General features: G+C 69.5%; 9 protein-coding genes and 1 pseudogene. 7 read left to right on the forward strand and 3 right to left on the reverse strand.

The annotated features are described in order from the left end of the window. Positions 1–311 precede the first annotated feature (311 nt). The gene (locus tag G6021_RS01535; RefSeq protein WP_179523304.1) at positions 312–773 is read left to right on the forward strand and encodes a hypothetical protein; all 462 of its coding nucleotides are present in this window, start codon (positions 312–314) and stop codon (positions 771–773) included. A 243-nt stretch (positions 774–1016) separates the two neighbouring features. Here the strand turns inward: G6021_RS01535 and G6021_RS17820 are convergent, their stop codons facing one another. Beyond that, complete coding sequence (locus G6021_RS17820; protein ID WP_182640523.1) at positions 1017–1679, reverse strand: DUF559 domain-containing protein; 663 nt, start codon at positions 1677–1679, stop codon at positions 1017–1019. A gap of 1795 nt (positions 1680–3474) precedes the next feature. Here G6021_RS17820 and G6021_RS01545 point away from each other — a divergent pair. From G6021_RS01545 to G6021_RS01565, 5 genes are all read left to right on the forward strand, one after another. Continuing rightward, positions 3475–3723 carry a DUF6480 family protein gene (locus G6021_RS01545; RefSeq protein ID WP_095718250.1) on the forward strand — a complete coding sequence of 83 codons (249 nt, stop codon included), beginning with the start codon at positions 3475–3477 and terminating at the stop codon, positions 3721–3723. A gap of 296 nt (positions 3724–4019) precedes the next feature. Next, positions 4020–4925: a DUF1295 domain-containing protein gene (locus tag G6021_RS01550; protein WP_182640524.1), complete on the forward strand. Its 906-nt coding sequence runs from the start codon at positions 4020–4022 to the stop codon at positions 4923–4925. Further along, complete coding sequence (locus tag G6021_RS01555) at positions 4922–6094, forward strand: FAD-dependent oxidoreductase (protein WP_182640525.1); 1173 nt, start codon at positions 4922–4924, stop codon at positions 6092–6094. Before G6021_RS01550 ends, G6021_RS01555 begins: the two co-directional genes overlap by 4 nt. 114 nt (positions 6095–6208) lie before the next feature. After that, positions 6209–6751 (forward strand): DNA starvation/stationary phase protection protein, encoded by a 543-nt coding sequence (locus G6021_RS01560; RefSeq protein WP_179523312.1) that lies wholly within the window; start codon positions 6209–6211, stop codon positions 6749–6751. Between the two features lie 216 nt (positions 6752–6967). Continuing rightward, a complete protein-coding gene (locus G6021_RS01565) occupies positions 6968–8227 on the forward strand; it encodes a cation:proton antiporter (RefSeq protein WP_182640526.1) in 1260 nt (419 codons plus the stop codon). Positions 8228–8556: 329 nt separating this feature from the next. Here the strand turns inward: G6021_RS01565 and G6021_RS01570 are convergent, their stop codons facing one another. Next, on the reverse strand, positions 8557–9564 hold the full coding sequence (locus G6021_RS01570) for an LLM class F420-dependent oxidoreductase (protein WP_241731275.1): 1008 nt from the start codon (positions 9562–9564) through the stop codon (positions 8557–8559). Between the two features lie 194 nt (positions 9565–9758). After that, entirely contained in the window at positions 9759–10436 is a 678-nt protein-coding gene (locus G6021_RS01575) for a VTT domain-containing protein (RefSeq protein ID WP_182640527.1), read from the reverse strand. Between the two features lie 290 nt (positions 10437–10726). On the opposite strand from G6021_RS01575, the pseudogene G6021_RS01580 reads away from it, so the two are divergent. Continuing rightward, positions 10727–10911 (forward strand): annotated as a pseudogene (locus G6021_RS01580) (hypothetical protein); the annotation flags it as partial.

Below are 10911 nucleotides of genomic sequence, written 5' to 3' on the forward strand. Positions count from 1 at the left end.
CGGGTGTCGACGCACAGCGCGACCGCGCGGGCCACGGTGTCCGCCCGCAGCACCGCCCGGGCCTTCTTCCACGCGGGCACCAGATCCACCTCCAGTCGGCCGCGTCGGGGTGCTGAGGGGCACCACGTCCGCGTGAGGCCGCGACGGGCGCCCGGGGCCACGGAGGAAACCGGGGAACCGAGCACCACTGCACCACACCAAAAATCAGGTGTGCCGCACTCTATCGACACCTGTCTATCTCGTCAGACGATAGGCGCATCTTGTCCGAGTCGGTCCACGAGGGTGTGACCGCCGACCCGAGAGGCCCGTCCGTGAGCCGACCGCTCTCCGTCTCGATCGCATCCTGGCTCTGGGTTTTCTGTGGCCTGTTCACCACAGTCACCATCGCCAGCCTAGTTACCGGGACCAATATCCTGGCGCTGGTCGCGGGGTGTGGTGTCAGCGAGACGGGTCGCTTCGCGGCCGGGGCGGGTTCGGGCGAGGCCGAGGCGCTCGGCTGGTTCGGCTGGGTCCTCGCGACCGGCCTGTTCGCCGCCATGGTGGTGCAGGTGGTGGGCGCCGTGATGCTCCGTGACGGTGAACGCTGCAGCCGTGCACTGCTGACGACCGCCGCGAGCTTCTCCCTGGTGGCCGTGCTGTACGACCCGATGCTGTGGTCGGCTTGGGTGCTGCTCGTCGCCAACGCCGTGGCGCTGGTCCTCACCTACGACGACAACGCGCTTGACTACCTGGAGGCCCAGCCGGAGCGACTGGTGCCGGCGGGACGCTGCTGAGGTTCTCGCTTCTCGACGAGCGGCGCGGCGGGCTCGGTTCAGCCGGCGGCAGCTCGGCGGGCGGCAGGCTCGGTTCAGCCGGCGGCTCGGCGCCGGGCGCACTCGCCCGACCCGCCCGACCCGCCGAGGGGTCGATCCCGCTCACATTTTCCCAGGTCACTTTTCCCGGGAACGCGCATTCTCGACCATTCGGCGGAGTCGCGGTTGCCAGGTTGAGCCCAGATGCCGGGGCGAGGGGGCTTCTCAGCTCAGCGCGGTGCGCAACAGGGCGGCGATTTCATGGGGCCGACGGTAGAGGAGCGTTGCCGTCACGGTGATGACCGTCCAGCCGGCCGCGCGCAAGCGGTTCAATCGGCGTACGTCGTTTCCGTGCTGCGCGGCGTCCCGGTGGCCGGCGCCGTCGTACTCCACCGCGACCTTGTGTTCCGGGAAGGCGAAGTCCAGACGGTACGGCAGTCCCGGGGTGCGGTACTGGACCCGGAACCGGGTCAGCCCGAGGTCGATCAGGAACAGCCGCAGGCGCGTCTCCATGGGCGATTCGGTCAGCGGCTCCACCATCGCGCAGCGCTCGAGAGCGATCCTGCGGCCCCGCAGCCCCGGATGCCTGGCGAGCAGCGTCGGGAGCGAATGTCTGACGTCGTAACCCGGCCCCATCCGCGAGGCGCCGTCCAGTGCGATCACCGCCTCGGACTTCTCCCCGTGCCTCGCCAGGTCGAACAAGGCCCATTCCGGGCTGGCGAGACGAAGGGGTGCGCCGTCGGCGTCGAGGATGGTGTCCACCTGATCCTCCGGGATCTCGTACCGGCGCGCGACGATCCCCTCCCGACGCACCCGCTTCCGGCCGACTGCCAGTTCGATCGAGTACTCGGCCGGAACCCACGGATGGCCGTGGATCGCGGCAGCCACCCACCCGGTAGCCACCGCACCCGGGCAGGCCAGTGTTGCCGCAGCCAGCCGCGTGATCGGCGTGGTGACGGTATTCGCGGGTTCCCATATGCCGTGGTGGGCTCTGCGGTATCCGTTCGTGACCCGGTGCGTCCCCTGGGCCGCAAGCAGATCGCCGCGACGTCGCGGGCCGTTCGGTGGTGATGCCATGCGGAGACTGTCGCGTATCGCGGGGTGTCCCTGCCCCGGCGATCAGCTCGTTCGGAGCTGCGTTGTGGAGAGACCGCAAGCCTGTGAAAAAGGCGCTGGTCGGGTCCCGCCGACGCGGTCGCTCGTAGGCCGAGGCGGTCGTTCGTGGGCAGACGCGGTCAGACGCGAAGGCTCGCAGGCAGAGGCGATCGCCAGCGGACCCGCGGCGGCTGGCCTCGGACGCCCCGCCTCATTTCGTCGAGGGGGCACTTCCGCTCACATTCACCGTGGTCCAGCGAGACGAAATCCGACGGCTCTGACCACTCGTCGCACGTGCCCGCCGACGGCGCGCGAGATCACTTGCCGTGCCGCAAACGGCACCTAGTGTGGGGATCTCCAGCGGGCTGATAGACCAGGACCCGCGGCGCCGGACCGCCGGCGTCAGCCGCCCCTGTCGACTCGGGTAGAGCTTTGCGCCGCGGGGCCGTGTTCTACGTGCCGGGCCGATACATCCACACCAGCGCCGGGCCACCTACCATCCGAAGTCCGCAATACGCGGGCTGCCCATTCGAGGGATCAATGGCGCCCTCGCCCTCCCGACCGCACGGTTTACCGCCAAGCGAGTTTCCCACCGAGGTTCCCCTCCCTGGCCCTGATGCTTCGGGGGTCCACGGGATCTCGGTCTGATGCGGAGCCCACTGGTAGCCGTCAGTTCGCTGCAGACGAACGCACCACAGCTTGGTTCCGTTCTGGCTGTAGGCCCATTGATTGGGCGCAGGACACCACGTCCCGGCCTCAACCCAGTTTGAGGCCACATACCGGGGCGTCGGCGGAGGCGGTGGGAGCTCCTGCCAGAAGAGGGGAAACGGTAGAACCGGGAGTTGTGCCGCGCTCGATCCTGCCGGGACCGGGACACCGATCGGTTCGATAGGCGGCACCACCACAGACCCACCAGGCAGGGGCTGGGCCTGAGCCAGCGGGGTAATGGTGGCGCCAATTGCGCAAGCGCCGATCGCGACGGCCATCGCTGAACGTAGCCGGGTCATAGTGCCTCCTCAGTTCGGGGTCGAGCGACCAATTCCCACCTCGGCCGCGTTGGCGGTTGGCGCGAGTCCCGCTGACACCACCAACGACAATGTGGCACCGGCCAAGCCGCGCAACCTCACGTGTTTCATCCCGAGCTGCCTCGCCGCCAGAGCGTGGATACTCGCGAACAGTGAAATGATGGCTTCTTGCCTCGACTTTTCGGCGCTGTTTGTCTCACTTCGTCCGCCCGCTATGTCCCTCTAGTCACGATCTGTCGGCCGGCAGCGCTCCCGGCCCCTCGCTGCGCCGTCGCTCCGAAGCGCCCGTCGGGCTGGGCTAATCGGCATGCTGTTGCGCACCGGCGGCGAGGACGGCCGGCTCGGAGTCGGCGATCCACATAGAAGTCCGGATGCAGTTGCGGCGGAACCGGACCGTCGGGCCAGGTCGGCGAGCGAAAGTCGGGGACGGTCTGGAACCCCAGCGCGACCGCCTCCGACCTGCCCCTCCGGCGGCAGCACAACCGTTACTCAAGTCCCCGCCGGCCCTACCCGCGCCGGCATACCCGCGGGCAGGTCGAGCGACGCTCGTGCAAAAGTGGGGCATGGCCAACTCCCTCCCACCAGACCCGGATCCCAGCGAGTCCCCCGACCTCGACGCCGGCGGCTCGCCCACGGGACCGCAGACGCCGGACTCGGATTCCACGTCGCTGGCCTCGGACAGCGCACGCACCGGGCAGAGCCCGACCAAGTCCGGGTCCCGCATCGGGATCTACGTGCTGTTGGGGATCATCGTGCTGATCGTCCTGCTCATGGCGCTGGGACTTGCAGGAAGGCTGTTCGGCCTGGGCTGACCACACGGCCGTAGTCGGCGCGTCGGTGAACGCCGCCCGCCACGTCACCGCCACCGGGCACCACCCGCCGCGGGGTCACACCTGATCACGTTTCCCCAGGTGGGTTTTCCCGGAATCCGTCACATGCGACCAGTCTACGAGTGGGCACACCCAGCGCGGGCCCTCCCCCGGTCACCCGGGGTGGGCGGACGCGGCCTCGCCCAGCAGGTGGCGCTCACGGCCACACCACGGCACCGCCCCACCGCATCTCACCGTTCCGCAGGTCCGCGCGCAGAACGGTCATTACCCTGCCTGACATGAGTCAAGGCGCGTCACTGCTGCGGATCGGGATCGCTTACATCATCGCCATCGGCGCCGGGTTGGCGTGGCTGCTGTGGGGGCTGGACAGCGGCCAGCTGTGGCTGGACGGCCTGATCGCCGACCTCATCGCGACGGTCGTGATCTTCGCCTTCAGCCGCTTCTACGGGAACTCCACCTTCTACGACGCCTTCTGGTCTGTCATCCCGCCGCTGCTGGCGTTCTACTGGTGGATCGCGGCCGACGCGGGAGTGAACGACGTCCGCTGGTGGCTCATGATGATCGTGCTGTTGGCCTGGGCGGTGCGCCTGACCGCCAACTGGATCCGCACCTTCCCCGGCATGCACCACGAGGACTGGCGTTACCCGATGGTCCGCGAGCGGGCCGGGCGCTTCGAGTTCGTGGCCGACCTCATGGGCATCCACGTCTTCCCGACCCTGCAGGTCTTCGCCGGACTCATCCCCGTCTACGTGGTGGCGACGCGGGCCGGTGAGCCGCTCGGCTGGCTGGACTTCGTGGCGTTCGGCGTCGGCCTGGCCGCGCTGGCCCTGGAGACGATCGCCGACCTGCAGATGCACCGCTTCATCGCCACCCGGACGCCAGGGCAGGTCATGGACACCGGCGTGTGGTCGTGGTCCCGGCACCCGAATTACTTCGGCGAATGCGGGATCTGGTTCTCCATGGGCCTGTTCGGCCTCGCGGCCTGGCCCGGCGCGTGGTGGGTGTTCGTGGGCACGTTTGCCATGCTGGCGATGTTCCTCGCCGTGAGCATCCCGATGATGGAGCAGCGCAGCCTGGAGCGGCGACCCGAGTACGCGCGAGTGGTCGAGCGGGTGTCGCTGTTCATCCCCCGCCCGCCCAAGAAGCGCCCGCAGGAGAAGAGCCGGACCACGACCTCGGCGTGAGCCGCCCCCGGATCGTGGTGGTCGGCCTCGGGGACACCGGGGTCCTCACCGCGATCGCGCTGCGCACCCACGGCGACGTCGTGGGCATCACCGCCAAGCCGGAGTTCGTCAGCGGCCAGGAACTGGGCCTGCGGCTGGCCCGGCCCGAGGCGTGGACGCGCGACTACCGCATCGCCTACAGCAGGTTCCGGGGCCTCGACCGCGTTCGCATCGTGCACGGCAGCGCGACCGCCCTCGACACCGAGAACCGAATCGTGCGCGTGAGGCTCGCGGACGGAACGGTCGCCGAGGAACCGTACGACGTCGTCGTCATCGCCACCGGGGTGACCAACGGATTCTGGCGCCACCCCACCCTTCAGGACTCCCGCGGCGTCGACGCCGACATCTCCCTCCCCCACCAGCGCATCGCGGACGCGGGGTCGGTGGCGATCATCGGCGGCGGCGCGGCGGCCCTGAGCTCGGCGGCGCAGGTGGCCGAACGCTGGCCGGACAAAAACGTAGATCTCTACTTCCCCGGCGACCGCGCACTTCCCCATCACCATGACCGCGTCTGGAACCGGGTGCGCACACGACTGGAGGCCCTGGGCGTGGGCCTGCATCCCGGTCACCGCGCGGAGCTGCCGGCGGGGGACGTCGCTGGTGGAGACGGCGGCGACGCTGCGAACCACAACAAGAACGACGACGACGACGACGAGCACCTCACCAGCGCCCCCGTGAGCTGGACGACGGGTCAGGCACCGACCACAGCAGATGTAGTGATCTGGGCGATCGGCCGCGTCACGCCCAACACCGGTTGGCTGCCCGCGGAGATGCTCGACGACCGGGGGTTCGTCCGCGTGGAGCCGACGCTGCGAGTGGCCGGGCACAGCGACGTCTTTGCGGTCGGCGATGTGGCGGCCACCGACCCGCTGCGCACCTCCGCCCGCAACCGCGGACACCTCCTGGTCGCACGCAACATCCGTGCGCACCTTCAGGGCGGCCCGCTGCGCGACTACCGGCCCCCGAGGCGCCGCTGGGGATCGGTGCTCGGCCCGCTGCGCGACGGACTCATCGTCTTTACCCCGCCCGGCCGGGGCGTCCGCGTCCCCGCCCCGGCGTCCGATGTGGTGCTCCAACGGCTCATCACCCACCAGCTGATCTACGGCGGGGTGCGCCGGCGGGCTCGGTGAGGGTCGGTGAGTTCCGGTCACGGGCGCTGAGGGCCGGTGACCGCGCTCACGGGCCTGACCTGCGCGGCGGGTCGAGCGGTCGCACGGCCCGGGAGACGGCGCTAAGTTCGAGTCATGCCTGAATTCACTGTTCCCGGATTGTCCAATGCTGACTCCGCCACCCTCGCGGACACGCTGCAGAAGCGACTCACGGCGTGCAACGACCTGCACCTGACCCTCAAGCACGTGCACTGGAATGTGGTGGGCCCCAACTTCATCTCGGTCCACGAGATGCTCGATCCGCAGGTCGAGCTGGTCCGCGGCTACGCCGACGTGCTGGCCGAGCGCATCGCCACCCTCGGCGGCTCGCCGGTGGGCACGATGGGCGCCAACGCCGACCACCGCTCGTGGGACGACTACTCGCTGGGCCGCGACACCGCACAGGCGCACCTCGGTGCCCTGGACAAGGTGTACGACGGGATGATCGGCGACCACCGCAAGGCCATCGCCGTGGCCGGCGAGGTGGACCCGGTGACCGAGGACATCCTCATCGGCCAAACCGCCGAGCTCGAGAAGTTCCAGTGGTTCGTCCGCGCCCACCTGGAGAACGCCGCCGGCTCGCTGTCCACGTCCGACGACGCCAGCGAGAAGGGCGCAGCCCGGTCCGCCACGGCGTGATCGCACCTGGCTGACCCCTCCAGCACGGCCACCGACGGGCCGGATTCCCACCAAGGAGTCCGGCCCGTCGTCGTTCGTTTCGCAAGCAGAGTCGCGGGGGGTGGCGAGGAAGGCCGCGGGGGTGCGGGGGTATGCAGCCGGGTGCCGCAGATAATGAACGCCGGGCGCTGACGCCAGCGGTGGCGCAGGGGACCCGGAGGCGACCAGACTCACTGCGTGCCCAATACCGACCTCATGTTCGCGGTCATCGGCGCGGCCCTGCTCATCGGGTCGTTCCTTCCGCGCCTGCTCCGCGAGCGGGTGCTGTCCGCACCGATCGTGGTGGTGGGCGTGGGCATGGTCATTGGCTGGCTGATGCCCAACGAGTCGCAGCTCGTCGACGTGATCGAGCACGCCGAGCTGGCTGAGCGGATGGCCGAGATCACCGTGATCGTGGCGCTCTTCGGCGTGGGCCTCGCGCTGGATCGGCCGCTGAGCCTGCGCGGGTGGACCACCACGTGGCGGCTGCTGGCGATCGGCATGCCCCTGTCCATCGCGGGAGTGGCGGTACTGGGGTGGTGGGTACTGGGGCTCACCCCCGCGGTCGCCGTGCTGCTGGGGGCGGTGCTCGCCCCGACCGACCCGGTCCTGGCCTCCGACGTGCAGGTTGAGGGTCCGAGTTCCGGGGAGGAGGTCGACGACGAGCACGACGAGGCCCGCTTCGCCCTGACCTCCGAGGCCGGGCTGAACGACGCCCTCGCCTTCCCGTTTGTGTACCTCGCCATCTACCTGGCGACCAAGGGGGATCCCGGCGAGTGGCTCCTGGGCTGGCTGGCGTGGGACCTCGTGGGCAAGACGGTCATCGGCGCGGTGGTGGGCTATCTCCTCGGCCGGCTCATCGGCGCCGCGGTCTACCGGGTGCGGGTGGGAGACCACCGACTCGTGGGATTCGCCGAACCCGCCGCCGCCGTGGCCACGCTCCTGCTGGCCTACGGCCTCGGCGAGTTGCTGGGCGGCTGGGGCTTCCTCGCCGTGTTCTGCGCGGCGCTCGGGGTCCGCGCGTCCGAGCGTGACGACGAGAAGCACGAGCACTTTCACGAGTTCGTGCAGTACACCGAGCACTTGCTCACCTTGCTGGTTCTTCTAGTGATCGGCGCCTCGTTCATCTCCGATGCGGTCGGCCGCCTGGAGTGGACCCACGTGGCGGTGGCGGCCGGCGTTCTGCTGGTGATCCGGCCGCTCACCGCCTGGATCTCACTCCTGGGGGACCGTAAACTCCGCCGCGATGAGCAGGTGGTGGTGTCGGTGTTCGGCGTCCGCGGCGTGGGCTCGCTGTTCTACCTCTGCTACGCGATGGGGTACTTCCCCAAGGAGGACGGTTGGTCCCTGTGGCCGGCGGTGTCGCTGGTCATCATCGCCTCCCTCGTGCTCCACGGTGCGAGCGCGTCACAGGTCATGCGCTCACTGGACCGCCGGAGGTCCCGGGCGGGGAGCTAAACGACGAGGCGCCCACTCGGCCAACTGCAGCTGCCCGGGCCGCCCCGCAGCGACCGAGCGGCACGACACCGGCTGGGTCACACCGCCCCGCGTGGCGACTGGTTGGGGCCCGGTCATTCGCGCAGTGCAGAAAGGAGATCTTGCGCGAGGAAGCATGTTGCAACGGCGACCTGTTCTGGCTCCCCGATGCCCTCTTCCGCGCGACCGGCCATGCTGCGTAGTGGAGGATTCAGAGAATGTCCCCATTCCGCAACCAACGGAAGACGGTGATTTTCTGAATCTAGCCGGACCGTGATCTCCACGCATGGAGGCGGTGACGCATCTGCCCCCTACACCTGCCGCGCGACCTCCGAGGCCACGAGCTCCAGGTGATCGAGATCGGACATGTCCAGAACCTGCAGGTAAATGCGCCGGGCACCGATCGCCGAGTACCGGCCGATGGTGTCGACCACCTGATCCGGGGTTCCGGCCGCGCCGTTGGCCCGCAGTTCCTCCGGATCCCGGCCGATGGCGCCGGCCCGGCGGGCGAGCTCCGCCTCGTCGCGGCCGCAGCACAGGACCAGGGCCGCTGAGCGCACGATCTCCCCCGGCGCCCGGCCGCGCTCGGCGCACGCCTCGTCGACGCGGCGGTACTGGGTGGCCACGGTGTCGACGTCGGCAAAGGGCACGTTGAACTCGTCGGCGAACCGGGCGGCCAGTGCGGGGGTGCGACGCTTGCCGAAGCCCCCGACGATGACCGGCGGTCGCTGCTGCAGCGGCTTGGGCAGGCCGGGAGAGTCCACTAGATCGATTCGCTTGCCGCGCACGGTGACCGTCTCGCCCTCGGGCGTCGACCACAGGGTCTCCAGTGCGCCGAGGGTGTCCTCGAGCATGTCGAACCGCTCGCCGATGGGCGGGAAGGGGATCCCGTACGCGGTGTGTTCGTCGTCGTACCACCCGGCGCCCAGGCCGATGTCCAGGCGTCCCCCGGACATCTGGTCGACCTGCGCGAGGGAGATCGCCAGCGGGCCGAGGTGCCGGAACGTCACCGAGGTCAGCAGGGTGCCGAGCCGGATGGTGCTGGTCTCCCGGGCCAGGCCGGCCAGGGTGAGCCAGGCGTCGGTGGGTCCGGGCAGGCCGCTGACGTCGCCCATCTTGAGGTAGTGGTCCGAGCGGAAGAACGCCTCGTAACCCAGCTCCTCTGCCGCGCGGGCGACCGCGAGCTGATCAGCGTAGGTGGCACCCTGTTGGGGTTCGACAAAGACGCGCAGCCCGACCTTTCCATCGGACGCGCGGTCGGTGGTGGCGCTGGGCGCGGTGGCGGAGCTGGACGCGGGCTGGCTGGAGTCGGCTGGCATGACGTCCAGAATGCCTCCGCTTGATCAGGCGTGCCAGTGTGACCGGCCCATGCGCGTCCCAACCGGGGCTGCACGAAACGAACGACGACGACAAAGCCATCGCAGGGTCACTCTTGATCGCGTTCTCCCAGGTCGGGTGTTGGCGAATCCGTCACATTCGACCACTCGACGAGTGGGCGGGAGAACACCGGCGCTCACTGAACGCTCTCGGCGCGCTGGCGCTCGATCAGCCGCAGCACGCGCTTGACCACAAACCAGACAAACAGGATCGCGATGATCGCCAACACTGCGTTGGACAGCACCCCACTCCACCGCTCCAGAACGGGCTTGATCGCCGGGCCAAACACGAACCCCGCGCCAATCCAGATCGCGTTCCACACCCCGGATCCGATGAGGGTGTAGGCGGAGAAGTGCAGGACGGGCATTCGGCTGATCCCGGCGGGTATCGAGACGAACGAGCGCACCAGGGGGACGCAGCGCCCCAGCAGCACGGCCACTCCGCCCCACCGCTGGAAGAAGGCTTCCGATTTGTCGAAGTCCTCGTAGTCGAGCAGCGGGATCCTGCCCACCAGGCGCCTCGTGCGATCTCGTCCGAGCGCGGCCCCGACGGCGTACCAGATCCAGGCGCCGAGCAGCGCGCCCGCCGTGGCCGCGGCCCAGGCGAGGGAGAAGCTCATCCGCCCCTCGTAGGCGAGGAACCCCGCCCCGGGCAGGACCGCCTCGGACGGGATCGGTGGCAGGAACGTCTCGAGCAGGATCGCCAGTCCCACGCCGAGCTCGCCCAGTGTCTCCATGAGATTCAGGACCCATCCGATGAATCCGCTGTACTCGGCCGAGGGTTCGATCGGCGGCGCCTGGGCAAGGGTGATCACATCGATGTCCGTTTCTCCCGCGCTCGGGGCCTGGTGAGCGTCTCTGGTCGCGGGGCCGGGTGTCCACGGCCCGGTCGCGGTGCAGCGCATGCCCGGCAACCATTGGAGGATACCGGTTCAGAACCCCGGGTTGGCTGAGAGATTTCCTGTCGTGAACGGCCGAGCGGGCCGGCCGGCGTGGGAGTGGTGCGGCGAGACCACTCGCTCACCAGTGATCGCAGCTACTACTGCACCCGTCCCTTTGGCCGGCACACGCGGCCGTCGCTGCCTTCGCCGCGGATCTGGTGCGCGTGACGCTCGACGGCGATCAGCTCGGGGAGTTCACCGCCGCCGCCGAGGACTCCGCGCCGGCGGCGTACAGCGAGGGTTTCGACGACGTGGTGTTCTTCTGCCTTCCCGATCCCGCCACCGGCGAGGTCCACCTCCCCGTGGCCGCGCCGGGCGGCGGTCTGGCGCACCCGCCGGGCGGCGCCGC

The organism is Dietzia sp. CW19, assembly GCF_014145265.1.
Taxonomy (GTDB): domain Bacteria; phylum Actinomycetota; class Actinomycetes; order Mycobacteriales; family Mycobacteriaceae; genus Dietzia; species Dietzia natronolimnaea.

Coding starts and splice junctions, on each gene's coding strand:
- G6021_RS01545 (WP_095718250.1), top strand. CDS start 3,475: ATGGCCAACTCCCTCCCACCAGACCCGGATCCCAGCGAGTCCCCCGAC.
- G6021_RS01550 (WP_182640524.1), top strand. CDS start 4,020: ATGAGTCAAGGCGCGTCACTGCTGCGGATCGGGATCGCTTACATCATC.
- G6021_RS01560 (WP_179523312.1), top strand. CDS start 6,209: ATGCCTGAATTCACTGTTCCCGGATTGTCCAATGCTGACTCCGCCACC.
- G6021_RS01570 (WP_241731275.1), bottom strand. CDS start 9,564: ATGCCAGCCGACTCCAGCCAGCCCGCGTCCAGCTCCGCCACCGCGCCC.